General features: G+C 73.0%; 16 protein-coding genes. 12 read left to right on the top strand and 4 right to left on the bottom strand.

All coding sequences use genetic code 11. The annotated features are described in order from the left end of the window. Positions 1-167: 167 nt before the first annotated feature. Positions 168-677, top strand: a complete 510-nt coding sequence (locus ACGFR9_RS20240) for a MarR family winged helix-turn-helix transcriptional regulator (protein WP_393210333.1) — start codon at positions 168-170, stop codon at positions 675-677. A gap of 245 nt (positions 678-922) precedes the next feature. Here ACGFR9_RS20240 and ACGFR9_RS20235 read toward each other — a convergent pair whose 3' ends face one another. From ACGFR9_RS20235 to ACGFR9_RS20225, 3 genes are all read right to left on the bottom strand, one after another. Further along, positions 923-1,198 carry a hypothetical protein gene (locus ACGFR9_RS20235; protein WP_393210330.1) on the bottom strand — a complete coding sequence of 92 codons (276 nt, stop codon included), beginning with the start codon at positions 1,196-1,198 and terminating at the stop codon, positions 923-925. 91 nt (positions 1,199-1,289) lie between these two features. Then, positions 1,290-3,347, bottom strand: coding sequence for a 4-alpha-glucanotransferase (gene malQ, locus ACGFR9_RS20230; protein WP_393210327.1), 2,058 nt, complete (start codon positions 3,345-3,347; stop codon positions 1,290-1,292). Between the two features lies 1 nt (position 3,348). Continuing rightward, complete coding sequence (locus ACGFR9_RS20225) at positions 3,349-3,660, bottom strand: hypothetical protein (RefSeq protein WP_393210324.1); 312 nt, start codon at positions 3,658-3,660, stop codon at positions 3,349-3,351. Positions 3,661-3,944: 284 nt separating this feature from the next. On the opposite strand from ACGFR9_RS20225, the gene ACGFR9_RS20220 reads away from it, so the two are divergent. From ACGFR9_RS20220 to ACGFR9_RS20205, 4 genes are all read left to right on the top strand, one after another. Further along, positions 3,945-6,782, top strand: coding sequence for a beta-N-acetylglucosaminidase domain-containing protein (locus ACGFR9_RS20220; protein ID WP_393210321.1), 2,838 nt, complete (start codon positions 3,945-3,947; stop codon positions 6,780-6,782). A 77-nt stretch (positions 6,783-6,859) separates the two neighbouring features. After that, positions 6,860-7,393: a PadR family transcriptional regulator gene (locus ACGFR9_RS20215; protein WP_393210318.1), complete on the top strand. Its 534-nt coding sequence runs from the start codon at positions 6,860-6,862 to the stop codon at positions 7,391-7,393. Then, positions 7,390-8,088: an ABC transporter ATP-binding protein gene (locus ACGFR9_RS20210; protein WP_393210315.1), complete on the top strand. Its 699-nt coding sequence runs from the start codon at positions 7,390-7,392 to the stop codon at positions 8,086-8,088. Before ACGFR9_RS20215 ends, ACGFR9_RS20210 begins: the two co-directional genes overlap by 4 nt. After that, a complete protein-coding gene (locus tag ACGFR9_RS20205) occupies positions 8,085-9,446 on the top strand; it encodes an FtsX-like permease family protein (RefSeq protein ID WP_393210312.1) in 1,362 nt (453 codons plus the stop codon). Before ACGFR9_RS20210 ends, ACGFR9_RS20205 begins: the two co-directional genes overlap by 4 nt. 65 nt (positions 9,447-9,511) lie before the next feature. On the opposite strand, the gene ACGFR9_RS20200 is transcribed toward ACGFR9_RS20205, so the two are convergent. Next, the gene (locus tag ACGFR9_RS20200) at positions 9,512-10,048 is read right to left on the bottom strand and encodes an HNH endonuclease (RefSeq protein ID WP_030217562.1); all 537 of its coding nucleotides are present in this window, start codon (positions 10,046-10,048) and stop codon (positions 9,512-9,514) included. Positions 10,049-10,361: 313 nt separating this feature from the next. On the opposite strand from ACGFR9_RS20200, the gene ACGFR9_RS20195 reads away from it, so the two are divergent. From ACGFR9_RS20195 to ACGFR9_RS20165, 7 genes are all read left to right on the top strand, one after another. After that, on the top strand, positions 10,362-11,444 hold the full coding sequence (locus ACGFR9_RS20195) for a mechanosensitive ion channel family protein (RefSeq protein ID WP_393210309.1): 1,083 nt from the start codon (positions 10,362-10,364) through the stop codon (positions 11,442-11,444). Between the two features lie 204 nt (positions 11,445-11,648). Further along, positions 11,649-12,866: an ROK family transcriptional regulator gene (locus ACGFR9_RS20190; RefSeq protein ID WP_393210306.1), complete on the top strand. Its 1,218-nt coding sequence runs from the start codon at positions 11,649-11,651 to the stop codon at positions 12,864-12,866. A 49-nt stretch (positions 12,867-12,915) separates the two neighbouring features. Beyond that, positions 12,916-14,253: an ABC transporter substrate-binding protein gene (locus tag ACGFR9_RS20185; protein WP_393210303.1), complete on the top strand. Its 1,338-nt coding sequence runs from the start codon at positions 12,916-12,918 to the stop codon at positions 14,251-14,253. 8 nt (positions 14,254-14,261) lie between these two features. Continuing rightward, complete coding sequence (locus tag ACGFR9_RS20180) at positions 14,262-15,206, top strand: carbohydrate ABC transporter permease (RefSeq protein ID WP_393210300.1); 945 nt, start codon at positions 14,262-14,264, stop codon at positions 15,204-15,206. Then, positions 15,203-16,072 (top strand): carbohydrate ABC transporter permease, encoded by an 870-nt coding sequence (locus ACGFR9_RS20175; protein WP_393210297.1) that lies wholly within the window; start codon positions 15,203-15,205, stop codon positions 16,070-16,072. The genes ACGFR9_RS20180 and ACGFR9_RS20175 overlap by 4 nt, the downstream gene beginning before the upstream one ends. 2 nt (positions 16,073-16,074) lie before the next feature. Then, positions 16,075-17,331, top strand: a complete 1,257-nt coding sequence (locus ACGFR9_RS20170; protein WP_393210445.1) for a 6-phospho-beta-glucosidase — start codon at positions 16,075-16,077, stop codon at positions 17,329-17,331. Then, positions 17,322-18,293, top strand: a complete 972-nt coding sequence (locus ACGFR9_RS20165) for an N-acetylglucosamine kinase (protein WP_393210294.1) — start codon at positions 17,322-17,324, stop codon at positions 18,291-18,293. Before ACGFR9_RS20170 ends, ACGFR9_RS20165 begins: the two co-directional genes overlap by 10 nt. Positions 18,294-18,409: the final 116 nt, after the last annotated feature.

Here is an 18,409-nt window from a genome sequence, read left to right as displayed (position 1 = left end):
TCCCGCGCTCCCAGGCTGCGCGTGACCCCACGAAGCGGCAATGGTTGAACGCGCCACTTTGGCCCCAGGTGGCGCGAACGAGACGCCCGGCCGACGGGCCGTCACCGGTCGCTCACCGGCGAGCTACTTTGTTGCGGGCGATCCGTGCCGGCCGGATACTCCTGCGCATGAGCACCCCCGAGCAGCGCCCCCGGGACGCCGTCGACACGGTCGTCGAGCAATGGGCCCAGGTCAGGCCCGATCTCGACACCACGGGCATGGAGGTCTTCGGGCGGGTGTTCCGGCTCGCGCGCGCGATGGGCGACCGGATGGAGGTGGTGTACGCCAGGTACGGGATCTCGCGCGGGGAGTTCGACGTCCTCGCCGCGCTGCGCCGCGCGGGGCAGCCCTACACCCTCTCCCCGCGCGCGCTCTCGGCCACGCTGATGCTGACCACCGGCGGAATGACCGGCCGCCTCGACAAACTGGAGCGCGGGGGACTGCTCCGCCGCTCCCCGGACCCGCACGACCGCCGGGGCCTCCAGGTCACGCTCACCGAGGCGGGCCTGAGGCTGATCGACGCGGCGGCCGGCGCGGGGCTCGCCGCCCAGACCGAGGCACTGTCCGCCCTGGACGGTGACCGGTCGGCCCAACTGGCCGGCCTCCTGCGGGAGCTGGTGGTGGCGACGGAGACGTAGCCGCCCGCTCCTCGGCCGGCACGATGGGCGAGCGCGGCCTCGGTCCGGTCCCGCCCGGCGGCGCCGGACGCCCGGCGCTCCACCGCGAGCCGCTTCTCGACCGTGGCCACGGCGGCACCCACCGTGCGGCGCTGTCCGACGGCGGCGCCGTGTCCGCCGTGAACGCACCGAGGGCGCCGCCCCACGTCCCGTACGGCGGATGCGCGTGCGTACGGAAGGGGCGGCGCCCTGGTGAAAGCGCGGGATCAGGCCTTGGCTTCGGCCTCGGTCGCGATGTTGGAGGTGGTCGGGTCCTTCTTCTTGTGCGTCTTGTCGCCGATCATCACCAGGCCGGCGATGACCAGGAACAAGGCGATCGGGGCCAGGACGTAGAGACCCAGCGTCTCGACGACGCTCAGGCCCGTGCCGGGGTCGTCGCCGTCGTCGCGGGTGAGCGCGAGCGCGGGGGACGACATGAGCAGCATCATCAGCGTCGTACCGGCTGCCAGGGCGCCGGCGCGCAGGGCGTTCTTCTTGTCCACGGTCACAAACTATCCAACGGGGTCGGGGTTCGCGCGCGCGGGGTGCCCGATGGACGCGACGGCGGGAACGGCGGCATGCGGCAGCCCACGACTAGCGTTGCCGGCGCAGTACCTCGAGCAGGGCTCGGAGCCGGGGTGACCTCGTCAGTTGTTCCAGCGTCGTAGGGCGGCCCCCCGCATCCGCGATCGGGAGGCGCCAGTTCGGATACTGGTCCCATGTGCCGGGCAGGTTCTGGGGGCGGCGGTCGCCTACGCCGTCCGGGAGCCAGACCCCGATCATGCGGGCCGGCGTGCGCAGCAGGTAGCGGTGGACGGCCTGGATCTCGGCCTCCTCGAAGGCCCCCGGCTCCATCAGCCCCAGCCGCAGGAACAGCTCCCGCCACTCCGCCGTGTCGGCCGCCGCCTCCGCCCGTTCCTCCTCCGGCGGACGCGTCAGCAGCCCGAGGCTGTCCCGCAGATCCACGTGTTCCCCGCTGAGCCGGGCGGCCGTGGGCGGCAGATCGTGGGTGGTGGCCGTGGCCAGACAGTCCGCGCGCCATCCCTCCGGCGGCAGCGGACGCCGGTCCCCCTCCCAGTCCCGTTCGAACCACAGCACCGACGTGCCGTAGACCCCCCGCTCGCGCAGCGCCTCCCGCACACCCGGCTCGACGGTGCCCAGGTCCTCCCCGATCACCATCGACCCGGCCCGTGACGCCTCCAGGACCAGCACGGCGAGCATCGCCTCGGCGTCGTAGCGGACGTACGTGCCCTCCGTGGGCGGATGCCCCTCGGGCACCCACCAGAGCCGGAACAGCCCCATCACGTGGTCGATGCGCAGCGCGCCCGCGTACCGGAACAGCCCGCGCAGCAGCGCCCGGAACGGCGCGTACCCGGAGGCGGCGAGCCGGTCGGGCCGCCAGGGCGGCAGCCCCCAGTCCTGTCCGCGCGCGTTGAACGCGTCCGGGGGCGCGCCGACGGACATGCCGGCCGCGAAGTGCTCCCGCTGCGCCCAGGCGTCGGCACCGCCGGGGTGCACGCCGACCGCGAGGTCGTGGACGATCCCGACCGGCATCCCCGCCTCGTGCGCGGCCCGCTGCGCGGCGGTGAGCTGGGCGTCGGTGAGCCAGACGAGCCAGGAGTGGAAGCCGACGCGGTCCGCCAGCTCGCGCCGCGCACGCGCGGTCCGGTCCGAGCGCGGGTCGCGCAGCCCGTCGGGCCAGCGGTGCCAGTCGGCGCCGTGCGTCTCGGCCAGCGCGCACCAGGTGGCGTGGTCCTCCAGGGCCTGCCCCTGTTCCTCACGGAAGGCGTCGTAGGCGGCGCGGCGGCCGGGCCCGAGGGGGACTCCGTACACCCGTTCCAGGGCCTCCCGTTTGACCTGCCAGACGGCGTCCCGGTCGATCAGCGCACCCTTCTCCAGCACGGCCTCGCGCAGCCGTCCGGCCCGCTGAAGCAGGTCGTCCGCACCTGCGGCGAGGTACGCGAACTCGGGGACGGCCTCGACCCGCAGATGCACGGGGTCGGGGAAGCGCCGCGAGGAGGGCCGGTAGGGGGACGGGTCGGTCGGCGGTCCGGGAACGGCCGCGTGCAGCGGGTTGACCTGGACGAATCCGGCGCCGAGGGCGCGTCCGGCCCAGCCGGCGAGTTCGCCCAGGTCGGTGAGGTCGCCCATGCCCCAGGAGCGCCGGGAGAGCAGGGAGTAGAGCTGGACGAGGAGGCCGTACGAGCGTCCGGGCGGGGCGGGCAGCGCGGTCGGGGCGACGATGAGGTGGGCGCGGGCGGTGCGGCCGTCGGGGGCGGTGGCGGTCACCTCGTGCACGCCGGGCGGGAGGTGACCGGCCGAGGCGCGGATCTCGCCCTGCTCGGTGCGTACGCGCAGCCGGGTGCCGTCGGGCAGGGCGGTCAGGGCGTCGGGGGCGCGGGTGCCCCAGCCGACCAGGGTGGGGGGCAGCAGGCGCGCGCCGAGTTCCCGTTCGCGGGCGGTGAGCGCGGTGCGTACGGCGTCCGGGGTGGCGGTGTCCACGCCGAGGGCGGCCAGCGCGAGGGTGACGGCGGTGGCCGAGGCCGTGACCGTACGGTCCGGGGAGGGTGCGTAGGAGGTGGCGACGCCGTACAGGGCGGCGAGCCGGGACAGGTCCTCGGAAGGGGGCTCGGCCGGCCGCGGCGCGGTCACCCTAGGGCTCCGGGCGGTACTGGGCCGGGAAGGAGTCGAGTCCGGAGGAGTCGGAGGTGTCCGTGAAGGCGTCGGACTCGCTGGTCAGCGGGGCGGCGTCGGCGAGCGGCGGTTCGCTGGTGAGGGGTTCGGCGTCGGGCAGCGGAGGTTCGCTGGTCAGCGGGACCTCGGCGCAGGGGCCCTCCGCGCTGAAGACGCAGTACTGCGGCTCCTCGAAACCGGAGAGGTCCGGGAAGTCCGGGAGGTCGGCGGAGGGATGCTCCGCCACGGGTTTGGACAGGGCCGGGGACGGGACGTAAGCCGGTGCAGCCACAGATGGCCTCCTCGTCGGGCACGGCGCGCGGATCACGCGGGGCGTGCGGGTCGTGCGGGTTATCTCGCAGCCCTACCCAGGGCGCGCGATGCCAGACGCACAAAGTCTTTCAACGTGCTCCTGATCACATTCTCGCCCCGCCCCGTCCTTCCACAGTGGGACAAACGCGCCACAACGTCCACTTCCGTTGACACGTTCACCACGGAAATGGTGGGCTCGGGGTTTCCCGGTAACGGAATGGACACGGCCGGGCCGGGTGGTTCGTCGAGTGATCGGGAGGGCGCGTGCTGCTGCGGCGTGGGAGGACGGCGAACGCCAGGAGGGCCGCCCTCGCCCTCGCGGTCCTCGCCGGGAGCCTGGGGGTCGTGCCCGTCGCCGTCGCCGCGCCGGGGGTGACCGCGTCCCCGGCCGACGAGAGGACGCGGGAGGCGGAGCTTTCCTTGTGGCCGCGCCCCCAGTCCGTGCGGGCGAACGGCGCCCCGGTCGAGGTGACCGAGGAGGTCGCCCTGGCGGCGGACGCGACGGCCGACCCGTACGCCCTCGACGCGCTCCGCGCGCTGCTGCGGGAAGCGGGCGCGCGCCGGTTCACCACCCCCGGCGCGTCGGCGCCCGAGGGGGCGCTGGTGGTGCGCGTGGGCACGGAGCGCGCGCCGGCCGACCCCCGGCACGCCCTCCCGCCCGGCGGCTACGCGCTGACCGTCGGCAAGGGAGCCGTCTCCCTCACCGGCGCGGACGGCGACGGCCAGTTCCACGCCGTGCAGACCCTGCGCCAACTGCTCCGCCCGGACGGCACCTCCCTCACCGCGGCCGTCGTGCGCGACTGGCCCGCCACCGCCGTACGCGGCGTCACCGAGGGTTTCTACGGCACCCCGTGGACGCACGGACAGCGGCTGTCCCAGCTGGACTTCATGGGCCGCACCAAGCAGAACCGGTATCTGTACGCGCCCGGTGAGGACCTGTACCGGCAGGCCCGCTGGCGTGAGCCGTACCCGGCCGACCGGCGGGCGGAGTTCCGGGAGCTGGCCGAGCGGGCGCGGAGCAACCACGTCACCCTCGGCTGGGCGGTGGCGCCGGGGCAGGCGATGTGCTTCGGCTCCGACGACGATCTGCGGGCGCTGACCCGGAAGCTGGACGCGATGTGGGCGCTGGGCTTCCGTGCCTTCCAGCTGCAGTTCCAGGACGTCAGCTACAGCGAGTGGCACTGCGGGGCGGACGCCGACCGGTTCGGCTCGGGACCCGGCGCCGCCGCCCGCGCCCAGGCGCGTGTGGCGAACGCGGTGGCCCGGCACCTGGCGGAGCGGCACCCCGGGGCCGCCGCCCTGTCCCTGATGCCCACCGAGTTCTACGAGGACGGCTCGACCGCGTACCGGCGGGCCCTCGCACAGGAGCTGGAGCCGGGTACGGAGGTGGCGTGGACCGGGGTCGGGGTGGTGCCGCGCACCATTACCGGGGGCGAACTGGCGCAGGCGCGGAAGGTGTTCGGGCATCCGCTGGTGACCATGGACAACTATCCGGTGAACGACTACGCCCCCGGCCGGATCTTCCTCGGCCCCTACCAGGGCCGCGAACCGGCCGTCGCCGCGGGCTCGGCGGCGCTGCTCGCCAACGCGATGGCGCAGCCCGAGGCGTCCCGTGTCCCGCTGTTCACCGCCGCCGACTTCGCCTGGAACCCGAGCGACTACCGCCCCGGGGAGTCCTGGCGGGCCGCGATCGCCGATCTCGCCGCCGGTGACACCCGGCGCGAGGAGGCCCTGAACGCCCTCGCGGGGAACACCGCGTCGTCGGTGCTGGGCGGAAAGGAGTCGGCGTATCTGCGGCCGCTGATCGACGCGTTCTGGCGGACGCGGGAGGAAGGGCGGCTGCGTGCCGCCTTCACCGTCCTGCGCGAGCTGCCGAAGCGGCTCTCCGGGACCGGGCTCGCCGCCGAGACCGGCCCCTGGTCCGAGCAGCTGGCCCGCTACGGCGAGGCGGGCACCGATGCCCTGGACATGCTGCGCGCCCAGCGCGCCGGGGACGCGGGCGCCGCCTGGACGGCGTATCTGCGGCTGGGTGAGGCCCGGGAGCGGCTGGGGTCGTCACGGGTGACGGTGGGCAAGGGAGTGCTGGACCCGTTCCTGAGCCGGGCGCAGAAGGCGTACGAGAGCTGGGCGGGCATCGGCCGGCAGCCGTCCGGGCGTTCCGGCGGCGACCGCACGCTGCGTTTCCCGGGCGCCCGCGCGCTGGACTCCGTGACGGTGCTCGCCGAACCGGGCACGAAGGGGACCGTGGAGGTCCAGACGCCGGGCGGAGGGTGGCGCCGGCTCGGCGCGCTGTCCGCGAGCGGCGCCACCGAACTGCCGGGCGGGGACGGCCGGGTGGACGCCGTACGGGTCACCGGCGCCTCCGGAGTGCGGCACCTGGTCCCCTGGTTCGCGGACGCGCCCGCCGCCTCCCTGCAGCTGCCCGGCGAACGCGCGGACGCCGACATCGGCGGCACCCGCCGCCTGACGGCCACGCTCGGCTCGCTGCGCCCCGCCGACGTACGCGGGACGCTGACCGTGGACGCCCCGGAGGGCATCACCGTCCGGGTGCCGAAGGACGCGCTGACCGTTCCGCGCGGCACCTCGCTGGAGGTCCCGGTCGAGGTGAGCGTGCGAGCGGGCTCGCCCGTCCGGTCCTACGACATCCGGCTCGCCTTCGCCGGGACGGCGCGCACGCTGACGGTCCACGCCGTCCCCCGCACCGCCGGCCCCGACCTGGCCCGTACCGGCCGGGCGGGTTCCTCGGCCGACGAGACGCCCGACTTCCCGGCCCAGGCGGCGAACGACGGCGACCCACGGACGCGTTGGTCGTCCCCGGTCGAGGACGACGCCTGGTGGCAGGTCGACCTGGAGCACCCGGTACGGCTGGGGAAGGTCGCCCTGCACTGGCAGGACGCGCACCCGTCGGCGTACCGCGTGGAGGTCTCGGCGGACGGCCGCACCTGGCGGACGGCGGCGGCGGTACGCGACAGCCACGGGGGCCGGGAGACCCTCCGCATGGACGAGCCCGGCGTCCGCCACCTCCGCGTCCAGGGCGAGAGGCGGGCCACACGGTTCGGCTACTCGCTGTGGTCGGTGGAGGCGTACGCGGTCGCGGACTGAGCCTTTCCAGCCCTTCCCCGTTTCCTTTTCGGCGATCACTATTCACTCAGTACATGTATCGAGTGCATAATGGCGTCATGAGCACCCGCCACATCCTGCTGGGCCTGCTCGCCTCGGGGCCGAGCCATGGCTACGACCTCAAGCGACGCCACGACGAACGCTTCCCGCAGGCCCGCCCACTGGCCTACGGGCAGGCCTACACCACACTCCAGCGCCTGGTCCGGGACGGACTCGCCGAGATCGAGGGCACCGACTCGGACGGCGGCCCGGAGCGGACCATGTACCGCGCCACGGACGACGGAACGCGCGAACTGGCGCGCTGGGCCGCGGAGATCGCCCCGCCCGCACCGTTCGTGACGAACGAGATCTTCGCCAAGGTCGTGGTGTCGATCCTGTCCGGCGGCGACCCGGCCGCGTATCTGCGCGCCCAACGCGCCGCCCATATGGAGCGGATGCGGGAACTGACCGTCGTGAAGTCGGCGTCGGGCGCGGATCTGGCGACCGTGCTCTCGGCGGACTTCGCCCTCAACCACCTGGACGCGGACCTCCGTTGGATGACGACCACGGCGGCCCGGCTCACCACCCTGACCGCGGAGGTCGACACAGCATGAGCATGGGGCACAACACGGCGGGGCCGCTGCTCGCGGGCCGCGCCCTGGTCAAGGCGCACGGCAGGACCGACGCGCTGCGCGGAGCCTCCGTCGAGCTGCGCGCGGGCGAGATCCTCGCGGTGACGGGCGCCAGCGGCAGCGGCAAGTCGACGCTGGTGCACTGCCTGTCCGGCATCGTCCGCCCCGACGCGGGCTCGGTGACGTACGCCGGTGAACGGCTGGAGGAGCTGCCGGAGAAGCGGCTGAGCGAGCTGCGCCGTACCGAGTTCGGGGTGGTGTTCCAGTTCGGGCAGCTGATCCCGGAGCTGACCGCGCTGGACAACGTGGCGCTGCCGCTGATGCTGGCCGGCACCGGCCGCGCCGAGGCCCGGTCGGCGGCCGGGGAGTGGCTGGAGCGGTTCGGGGTGCGCGGGCAGGCGGAGTCGCGGCCCGGCGAGCTGAGCGGCGGTCAGGCGCAGCGGGCCGCGCTGGCCCGCGCCCTGGTCACCGGGCCCCGGGTGGTCTTCGCGGACGAGCCGACCGGCGCGCTGGACTCACTGGCGAGCGAGCAGGTGATGTCGGCGCTGGTGCACACGGCCCGTGAGGCCGGTACGGCGGTGCTGCTGATCACGCACGACGCGCAGGTGGCGGCGTACGCGGACCGGGAAGTGCAGCTGCGGGACGGCGCCGTGGCGTCGCTGGAGGTGACGGCATGAGCTCCCTCGGCTCCGATCTGCGCCTCGCGTGGCAGCTGACCCGTGGCTCCGGCCGGGACGAGTGGTGGCGGATCGCGCTCACCGCGACCGGCGCGGCGCTCGCCACCGGGCTGGCGCTGACCGCCGCCGCCCTGGCCTCCCTGCGGGGCCACTACGCCGTACCGCTCGCCGAGGGCCTGCTCAGCGAGCCCGGCACCCGCTCGGGGGTGATCCTCGGCCTGCTGCTGCTTCTGATCCCGGTGCTCGGGTTCCTGGGCCAGTGCGCCCGGATCGGCGCGCTGCGCCGTGACCGGCGGCTGGCCGGGCTGCGGCTGGCCGGGGCGGCCCCCGGCCAGGTGCGGCGGATCGCCGCGCTGGAGACGGGGCTGGCCACTCTGCTCGGGTCGGCGGTCGCGACCGTCGTCTCGGTGACGGTCGCGGTCCGGGTGTGGGAGCACCCGGCCGCGCTCACCTGGGTGGCGCTGGCGCTGGTCGCCGTCGCCGTCCCGGTGCTGGGCGCGGCGGCGGGCGCGCTGGCGCTGCGCCGGGTGGTGGCCTCGCCGCTCGGCTGGGTGCGCCGGGTCGCCCCGGCTCGTCCGGGGCGCGGGCCGGGGCGGCTGTTCCTGGTGTCGCTGCCGGCGGTGGCCGGGCTGGCGCTGCTCGCGGCGAACACCACGTCGTCCGGGCCGCGCGGCCCGATGGAGCTGCGGACCCCGCTGACGGTGTTCGCGGCGCTGCTCGCGGTCGGCGCGGGCTCGGTGTGGCTGTCCGGTGCCACCTGCCGCGTCGTGGGGCGGGTCCTGGCGGGCCGGGCGCGTTCGGCGGCGACGCTGATCGCGGCGGAGCGGCTGCGCGACGACCCGTGGGCGGCGGCCCGTACGCATGCGGCGGTCCTGCTGGTGACGGTGGTGGGCACCGGGTTCGTGGGCGTACGGCAGGCGTTCCTGGAGGATCTGCACGAGAGCCGGTACCTCGGGGAGAGCATCGCCTACTACACGACGGGGCTGGATCTGACCGCCGCCGCGATCGCGGTGGGCCTGGTGATCACCCTCTCCGCGCTCGCCGTGGGCACCGCCGAGTCCCTCACGGCCCGCCGCCGGGGCCTGGCCGCGCAGGCCGCCGCCGGAGTGCCCCGCGCGGTACTGAACCGGGCGCTGCTCCTGGAGACCGCCCTCCCGCTGGCCCCGGCCGTGCTGCTGGCGGGCGCCGGCGGTATGACGGTGGGCACCGTCTACGCCGCGCTCACCGCGTCGGCCTCCTGGCCGTGGACGTCCCTGCTGGTCCCGCTCGCGGTCTACGCGACCTGCCTCCTGGCGGCGGCGACGTCCCTGCCCCTTCTGAGCCGCACGATCCGCCCGGCGGAGCTGCGGTACACCTGACGCCGGCCGGCTCCGGGGAACGGGGGTTCCCGGAGCCGGACCGCACCCTGCCGCCGTTCCCGGCGTCAGGCGGAGATGCCGTCGATGCGGGCCATCGCGTCCTCCGCGCCGTACGGCTGGAGGTACGGGAGCCAGCGTGGGTCGCGGTGGCCGGTGCCGATGATGCGCCAGGCCAGGCCCGTGGGCGGGGCTGGCTTGTGGTGCAGGCGCCAGCCCAGTTCGAACAGATGGCGGTCGGCCTTCACGTGGTTGCAGCGGCGGCACGACGCCACCACGTTGTCCCAGACGTGCTTGCCCCCGCGGCTGCGCGGGATGACGTGGTCGACGCTGGTTGCGACGCCACCGCAGTACATGCACCGGCCCCCGTCACGGGCGAACAGCGCCCGACGGGTGAGTGGAACGGGCCCCCGGTAGGGGACCCGCACGAAACGCTTGAGCCGGACCACGCTGGGTGCGGGGACTGTGACGGTCGCGCTGTGCAGATAGGCGCCGGTCTCCTCGAGGCAGACTGCCTTGTTCTCGAGGACGAGCACGAGCGCGCGGCGGAGCGGTACGACGCCGAGCGGCTCGTACGACGCGTTGAGGACCAGGACATGCGGCACGGACGGCCTCCTTGTACGCCGGCGGCGCGTGGCTCGCGCCGGGACGATCCGTAGTCAGTCTCCCCTCATGCCTGGTGGAAGCGCCACCATGTCCCGGTAACGGGCTGGGAGTGTTTTCGACCACACCCCGATGCATCCCCAGGATCATGGCCTGTTCAAGCACGGGTGAGGACCGTCTCTTCTTCACACATGGGGCCGATCCCCGCACAATGCCCCGTTAGTGTGGTGGTTCTGCCTGCCCGGTGACCCGATCGTGACCTCGGAGACCTTGACCGCCGTACCGGGCGCAGACTTGCACCTGGAGGTACCTGCCGTGTCCTTGTCCGCCGTCCTGTCGGCCGACGGCCCGTCGCCGACGCCCTCGGAGTCCGGGACACCCCGGGTGCCGACGCTCCAGGACGCCCACGAGAGCGCCACCAACGCCGCCGGCTGGGTGGAGCAGAACTGGTCCACCTGGCTCGCCATCGGGCTCAGGGTCCTGCTGATCCTGGTGATCGCGACGGTGCTGAGAGTCGTGGTGCGGCGGGCGATCACCAAGCTGGTGGACCGGATGTCCCGCACCGGCCAGGCGGTGGACGGCAGCGGGCTCGGCGGACTGCTGGTCAACGTCGAGCGGCGCAGGCAGCGCTCGCAGGCGATCGGCTCGGTGCTGCGCTCGGTGGCCTCGTTCCTGATCCTGGGCACGGCCGCGCTGATGATCCTCGGCACCTTCCAGATCAACCTGGCCCCGCTGCTGGCGTCCGCCGGTGTCGCCGGTGTGGCGATCGGTTTCGGCGCCCGCAACCTGGTCACGGACTTCCTCTCCGGCGTCTTCATGATCCTGGAGGACCAGTACGGCGTCGGCGACACCGTCGACGCGGGCGTGGCCTCCGGCGAGGTGATAGAGGTCGGACTGCGGGTGACCAAGCTGCGCGGCGACAGCGGCGAGATCTGGTACGTCCGCAACGGCGAGGTCAAGCGCATAGGCAACCTCTCCCAGGGCTGGGCGACGGCGGGCGTCGACGTCACGGTGCGTTCCGACGAGGACCTGGAGCGGGTGAAGGCCACGCTCACCGAGGTCGCCGAGAGGATGACCAAGGAGGAGCCCTGGAACGAGCTCCTGTGGAGCGCGATCGAGGTGCTCGGCCTGGACTCGGTGCTGCTGGACTCGATGGTGGTCCGGGTCTCGGCGAAGACCATGCCGGGCAAGTCCCTGACGGTGGAGCGGGAGCTGCGCTGGCGCATCAAGCGGGCGTTCGACGCGACGGGCATCCGGATCGTCGGCGGCGCCACGGCGATGGAGGACGCGGCGGCCGCCGACCCGACGGCCGGCATGGCGGCCCCGTCGGTCTACTCGAGCACCCTCTCCCCGCAGTCGATGGCGGCGTCCCCGCTGCCGCCCAGCACCACCAAGTAGACGCCGACGGCGAGGGCGGCACCCGGGATCGTCCGGGTGCCGCCCTTTCTCGTACTCCCTCTTGACGGCCCTTCTCCGCCGGGCATACGTTCCACGCCCAACAGGAAACTTTCCTAACAGTGATCGGCCGCCGGTACCGGGATGGACGTCCCGCACCGGCCGCTGAGAAGCTGGGCAGTCGAGGAAGGGCAGGTGTCGCACCCCATGGCAGGAACCGCCGGTACGCCGGGCACCCCGCGCGTCCTGCGCGCCATGAACGACCGCACCGCCCTGGACCTGCTGCTGGAGCACGGGCCGCTGTCCCGCACCCGGATCGGCAAGCTCACCGGCCTGTCCAAGCCGACCGCCTCCCAGCTGCTGGCCCGGCTGGAGGCGGGCGGGCTGGTTCTCGCCACCGGCACCACCGAGGGACGGCCGGGCCCGGGCGCCCAGCTGTACGAGGTCAACCCGGCCGCCGCGTACGCCGCCGGTCTCGACGTCAACCCCCGGCGGATACGCGCGGCCGTCGCCGACCTCACCGGCCGTACGGTCGGCCGGTACGAGCTGTCCGCCCCCGGCCGCCGCTCGGGGACGCCCGTCGTCCGGCAGGTCACCGACGCCCTGGACGGTGCGGTGAAGGCGGCGGGACTGTCCCGCTCCGACATCCACCGCCTGGTCATCGGGACGCCGGGCGCCTTCGACCCGAACACCGGCCGCCTGCGCTACGCCTCGCATCTGCCCGGCTGGCACTCCCCCACGCTGCTCGACGAACTGGCCGCCGCGCTGCCGATGCCGTTCGAGTACGAGAACGACGTCAACCTGGTCGCCCTCGCGGAACAGCGCCTCGGCGCGGCCCGCGACCACTCCGACTTCGTCCTTCTGTGGAACCAGGAGGGCCTCGGCGCCGCCCTGGTCCTCGGCGGACGGCTCCACCGGGGCTGGACGGGAGGCGCCGGCGAGGTCGGCTTCCTCCCGGTGCCGGGCACTCCGCTGGTCCGTCAGGTCACCAGGGCCAACAGTGGCGGCTTCCAGGAGCTGGCCGGCTCCCAGGCCGTGCCGCGGCTCGCCCGCGAGCTGGGCATCGAGGACGTCCCGCAGGGCCCCTACACCGAGGCGGCCGCCGCCCTTCTGGAGCGCGCGGCGGCGAACCCCGACGACGACAAGGCGCACCACCGGCTCCTGCACACCTACGCCACCCGGCTGGCCACCGGGCTCGCCTCCCTGGTCTCCGTCCTCGACCCCGAACTCGTCGTCCTGAGCGGCACCGGCCTCACCTCCGGCGGCGAGGTGCTGCGCGCCCTGATCCAGGCCGAACTGGAGGAACTCGCCGCTCCCCGCCCCCGTCTGGTCGTGGGCGACGTCCGCGAACACCCGGTCCTGCGGGGCGCACTGGAAAGCGCCCTGGCGACCACGCGCGACGAGGTCTTCGACACCTCCCGCTAGCACCGCCCTTCCCCTTCCGCCCTCCCACCCCGCCCCAGGGAGCACCGTCATGCCCGGAATATCCAGAAAAGCGACACTCGCGCTCGCCGTCACCGCCTCCCTCACCCTGTTCGCCACAGCCTGTACGGGCCAGTCCGGGAGCGGCGCGACGGACGACCCGGACGCCGAGACGACCATCACCTTCTGGCACGGCTGGAGCGCCCCCGCCGAGGTGAAGGCGGTCCAGGCGAACGTGGACCGCTTCGAGAAGGCGCACCCCAACATCAAGGTGAAGGTCGTCGGCAACATCAACGACGACAAGCTCAACCAGGCGCTGCGCGCGGGCGGTTCGAGCGGCCCCGACGTGGTCTCCTCGTTCACCACGTCCAACGTCGGCACGTTCTGCTCCTCGGGCGCCTTCCTCGATCTGAAGCCGTTCATCGAGAAGTCGAAGCTCGACCTGGACGCGATCGTCCCGAAGCCGATGCTGGACTACACCGAATTCGAGGGCACCCGCTGCGCCCTCCCCCTCCTCGGCGACGCCTACGGGCTCTACTACGACAAGGACGCCTTCGAGGCCGCCGGGATCGAGCAACCCCCCAAGACCTGGTCGGAGTTCGCCGAGGTGGCGAAGAAGCTGACGAAGCCGAAGGGCGACGGGTACGAGCGGCTCGGCTTCATGCCGAACTACCACGGCTACGAGACGGTCGTGGACCACTACATGTCCCAGTGGGACCACGCCTACTTCGACGCCGACGGCAAGTCGAACATCGGCAAGGACCCGGCGTTCGCGGAGATGTTCACGTACCAGAAGAAGCTCGTCGACGACCTCGGCGGCTTCGCCAGACTGGAGAAGTACCGCAACACGTTCGGGGACGAGTGGGGTGCCGAGCACCCCTTCCACACCGGTCAGGTGGCGATGCAACTGGACGGCGAGTGGCGGCTCGGCATGGCGCGGGACGCCGGCGTCGACTTCGAGATCGGCACCGCGCCGCTGCCGGTCGCCGACGACGAGGTGGACGAGTACGGCAAGGGCTTCCTCTCCGGCACGATCATGGGCATCGCCCCGCGGAGCGAGAAGCAGAACGCCGCCTGGGAACTGGTGAAGTACATGACGACCGACACCGAGGCCGTGGTCTCCTTCGCCAACGCCATCCGCAACGTGCCCTCGACCTTCGAGGCCCTGAAGTCCCCCGGCCTGAAGACGGACCCGGCCTTCAGGACCTTCCTCGACATCGCCCGGCACCCCGATTCGAACACCCCGCCGGCCTCCGTCAACGGCTCCACGTACCAGACGACGCTCCAGGACTTCGGCTTCCAGTACGAGTCCGGCAAGGTGAAGGACCTGAAGGCGGGCCTGGCGAAGACCGCGGAGCAGATCGACACCGACATCGAGCAGGCGAAGTAGCGCCGCCGATGTCCACACACACGCTCCGCGCGAAACACCGCGCGCCGACGCTCCGGACGCTCGCCTTCCTCTCCCCGTGGCTCATCGGTTTCGGTGTCTTCTTCGCCTATCCGCTGGTGTCCACCGTCTACTTCTCCTTCATGAGGTACGACGGTTTCGGCGTCCCGGAGTTCCGGGGCATGGACAACTGGGTGTACGTCTTCCAGGACTACCCGATGTTCTGGCCGGCCCTGCGCAACACCCTCTGGCTGGTACTGGTCATGGTGACCTGCCGGGTGGTCTTCGGCCTCGGCGTCGGCCTGCTCATCACGAGGATCAGAACGGGTACGGGCGTCTTCCGCACCCTCTTCTATCTGCCCTGTCTGGCCCCGCCGGTCGCCGCGACGCTCGCCTTCGTGTTCCTCCTCAACCCCGGTACGGGCCCGGTCAACGCGGTACTGGAGGGGCTGGGCGTGCCGGCGCCGGGCTGGTTCACGGACGCCGACTGGTCCAAGCCGGCGCTGACCGCACTCGCGATCTGGGGCGTGGGCGACCTGATGGTCATCTTCATGGCCGCGCTGCTGGACGTACCGAAGGAGCAGTACGAGGCGGCGGCGCTGGACGGGGCGTCCCCCTGGCAGCGGTTCCGCTTCGTCACGCTCCCCAACATCTCCCCCATCGTGCTGTTCGCCGTGGTCACGGGCGTGATCCAGACGATGCAGTACTACACACAGCCCCTGGTCGCGGGAAAGGTCGCCTCGGGTGTCATCGGCGGCTCGGGTCAGCAGTTCGAGCCGGGCTACCCCGACAAGTCGACCCTCACGCTCCCCCAGCTCGTCTACAACCTGGGCTTCCAGCGCTTCGACTACGGGGCGGCCTGTGTGGTGGCCCTGGTCCTCTTCGCCCTGTCGACGGCGTTCACCGCGCTGCTGATGCGCCGCCGGGGCGGACTGATCCAGGCGGGTGCCCGATGACGCCCCCCGTACCGGACGGGCCCGCACACCGCACCGCCCGCCGCCGGGCCCTGCTGGAGTGGATCGCGGTGCACTCCCTCGGCGTGGCGGCGGCGCTCCTCTTCACGCTGCCGTTCGTCTTCGTGGTCCTCACCTCGCTGATGAGCGACCAGCAGGCCCTCACCCGCGATCTGGTCCCGGACACCTGGGAGTGGGCCAACTACCGCAAGGTGTGGGACACCCCGGGCTTCCTCACCTGGTGGCGCAACACCCTCCTCTACGCGGGCCTGGGCACCGCGCTCACGGTCGTGTCGTCGCTCCCCGTCGCGTACGCCCTCGCCAAGTTCCGCTTCCGGGGGCGGCATCTGGCGCTGATGCTGGTGATCTCGATGATGATGCTGCCGCCGCAGGTCGTCATCATCCCGATGTACCTGTTCTGGGCGAAGCAGCTGGACCTCTCCGGCAGCCTCTGGCCGCTGATCGTCCCGATGGCGTTCGGCGACGCGTTCTCGATCTTCCTCCTGCGCCAGTTCCTGCTGACCGTCCCGGACGAGTACCTGGACGCGGCCCGCGTCGACGGCTGCGGCGAACTCCGCACACTGCTCAGGGTCGTCCTCCCGATGGCGAAGCCGGGCATCGCGGCGGTGGCCCTGTTCCAGTTCTTCTACGCCTGGAACGACTACTTCGGCCCGCAGATCTACGCCTCGGAGAATCCGGCCGCCTGGACGCTCTCCTACGGTCTGGAATCCTTCAAGGGCGCCCACCACACCGACTGGAACCTCACCATGGCGGCGACCGTGCTCGTCATGGCGCCCGTGATCCTCGTGTTCTTCCTCGCCCAGAAGGCGTTCGTCGAGGGCGTCACCCTCACCGGAGTCAAGGGATGACTATGAAACTCACCGTGGTCGGCGGAGGCTCGACCTACACCCCCGAACTCATCGACGGCATCGCCCGGTTGAGGGACACGCTCCCCGTCACCGAGCTGGTCCTCACCGACCCGGCGACGGACCGCCTCGAGCTGATCGGCGCCCTGTCCCGGCGTATCCTCGCCCGGCAGGGCCACCCCGGCACCATCACCACCACCGCCGACCTGGACGCGGCCGTGGACGGCGCGGACGCGGTGCTGCTCCAGCTCCGGGTGGGCGGGCAGGCGGCACGGCAGCAGGACGAGACGTGGCCCCTGGACTGCGGCTGCGTGGGCCAGGAGACGACCGGCGCGGGCGGCCTCGCGAAGGCGCTGCGCACGGTCCCGGTGGTCCTGGACATCGCCGAGCGGGTCCGCCGGGCCAGCCCGGACGCCTGGATCATCGACTTCACCAACCCCGTGGGCGTCGTCACCCGCGCGCTGCTGCAGGCAGGACACAAGGCACTGGGGCTGTGCAACGTGGCCATCGGCCTGCAGCGCAAGTTCGCGGCACTGCTGGGCACCGACCCGGCGGACCTCCACCTGGACCACGTGGGCCTGAACCACCTCACGTGGGAGACGGCGGTACGCAAGGACGGCGAGGACGTCCTCCCCGCCCTCCTCTCCGCCCACGGCGACACGATCGCCGCCGACCTCCGCCTCCCCCGCCCGCTGCTGGACCGCCTTGGCGTGGTCCCGTCCTACTACCTGCGCTACTTCTACGCGCACGACGAGGTCGTACGGGAGATGCGCACGAAGCCGTCCCGGGCGGCCGAGGTCGCCGACATGGAGCGCCGCCTCCTCGCCCTGTACGCCGACCCGGCCCTCGACGAGAAGCCGGACCTGCTGTCCCAGCGGGGCGGCGCCTACTACTCGGAGGCGGCGGTGGACCTGGCGGCGGCCCTGCTGCGCGGCGCCGGCTCCCGGCACCAGGTGGTCAACACCCTCAACAACGGCACGCTGCCCTTCCTCCCGGACGACGCGGTGATCGAGGTGCAGGCGACGGTGGGCCCGAAGGGCGCGACGCCGCTGCCCGTCGCCTCCGTGGATCCCCTGTTCTCGGGCCTGATGGCGAGCGTCACCACGTACGAGAACCTGGCCCTGGAGGCGGCACTGCACGGCGGCCGCGACCGCGTCTTCCGCGCACTCCTCGCCCACCCGCTGATCGGCCAGTACGAGTACGCCGACCGCCTCACCGACGATCTGATCGCACACAACCGGGAGCACCTCACGTGGGCCTGACCGCAGGCGTCCTCGCCATCGACGCCGGCAACAGCAAGACGGACGTGGCGGTGGTCGCGCACGACGGCACGCTGCTGGCCTCCGCACGGGGCGCGGGGTTCCGGCCCCCGGCCGTCGGCCTGGACGCGGCGATGTCCGCGCTCACCGAGGCGGTGGAGCGGGCGCTGGACACCGCCGGCGTCCGCGAGGTCGCGCATGTCTCGGCATGCCTGGCCAACGCGGATCTTCCCGTGGAGGAACGGCGGTTGACGGCGGCGGTGACAGGGAAGGGCTGGGGGGCGAGCGTCGAGGTGCACAACGACACGTTCGCGATCCTGCGGGCGGGCGTGAGCGAGCCGCGGGGGGTGGCCGTCGTCTGCGGCGCGGGCATCAACTGCGTGGGGATGCTGCCCGACGGGCGTACGGCCCGTTTCCCGGCGGTGGGGCGGATATCGGGGGACTGGGGCGGGGGCTGGGCGCTGGCCGAGGAGGCGCTGTGGCACGCGGCGCGCGCCTCGGACGGGCGGGGTTCGCCGACGGCGCTGTCGCTCGCCCTGCCGGGGCACTTCGGCCTGCCGGACATGCCGTCGCTGATCGAGGCGCTGCATCTGGAACGGGTGGACCCGGCCCGGCGGCACGAACTGACGCCGGTGCTCTTCGCCGTGGCGGCGGAGGGGGACGCGGTGGCGGGGGCGATCGTCGACCGGCAGGCGGAGGAGATCGTGTCGATGGCCGTGGTCGCGCTGCGGCGGCTGGGCCTGCTGGAGGAGGAGACGCCGGTGGTGCTGGGGGGTGGGGTGCTGGCGGCACGGCATACGCGGCTGGACGTCGGCATACGGGAGTTGCTGGCCGCACGGGCCCCGAAGGCGGTCCCCCGGGTGGTGACGGGCCGCCCGGTACTGGGGGCCGCGCTGCTGGGGCTGGACCGGCTGGGGGCGGGGGCCGGGGCGCGGGAGCGGGTGCGGTCGCATCTCGGGGAGTGAGGCGGCGGGCGGAGGGCTGCGGGAACCGTACCGATTTCTGGGGCGTGTTCGTGGGCAGGGTGGGGGCGGGGACGGTGGAGAAAGCCGCAAGTGCGGTGTAGTTGGATCAAGATCGC

The sequence above is a fragment of the Streptomyces sp. NPDC048584 genome, from assembly GCF_043199595.1.
Taxonomy (GTDB): Bacteria; Actinomycetota; Actinomycetes; order Streptomycetales; family Streptomycetaceae; genus Streptomyces; species Streptomyces edwardsiae.
This window is presented reverse-complemented; position numbering and strand designations above follow the sequence as displayed.

Coding starts and splice junctions, on each gene's coding strand:
- ACGFR9_RS20210 (WP_393210315.1), top strand. CDS start 7,390: ATGAGCATGGGGCACAACACGGCGGGGCCGCTGCTCGCGGGCCGCGCC.
- ACGFR9_RS20205 (WP_393210312.1), top strand. CDS start 8,085: ATGAGCTCCCTCGGCTCCGATCTGCGCCTCGCGTGGCAGCTGACCCGT.
- ACGFR9_RS20170 (WP_393210445.1), top strand. CDS start 16,075: ATGAAACTCACCGTGGTCGGCGGAGGCTCGACCTACACCCCCGAACTC.
- ACGFR9_RS20240 (WP_393210333.1), top strand. CDS start 168: ATGAGCACCCCCGAGCAGCGCCCCCGGGACGCCGTCGACACGGTCGTC.
- ACGFR9_RS20190 (WP_393210306.1), top strand. CDS start 11,649: ATGGCAGGAACCGCCGGTACGCCGGGCACCCCGCGCGTCCTGCGCGCC.
- ACGFR9_RS20175 (WP_393210297.1), top strand. CDS start 15,203: ATGACGCCCCCCGTACCGGACGGGCCCGCACACCGCACCGCCCGCCGC.
- ACGFR9_RS20185 (WP_393210303.1), top strand. CDS start 12,916: ATGCCCGGAATATCCAGAAAAGCGACACTCGCGCTCGCCGTCACCGCC.
- ACGFR9_RS20180 (WP_393210300.1), top strand. CDS start 14,262: ATGTCCACACACACGCTCCGCGCGAAACACCGCGCGCCGACGCTCCGG.
- ACGFR9_RS20215 (WP_393210318.1), top strand. CDS start 6,860: ATGAGCACCCGCCACATCCTGCTGGGCCTGCTCGCCTCGGGGCCGAGC.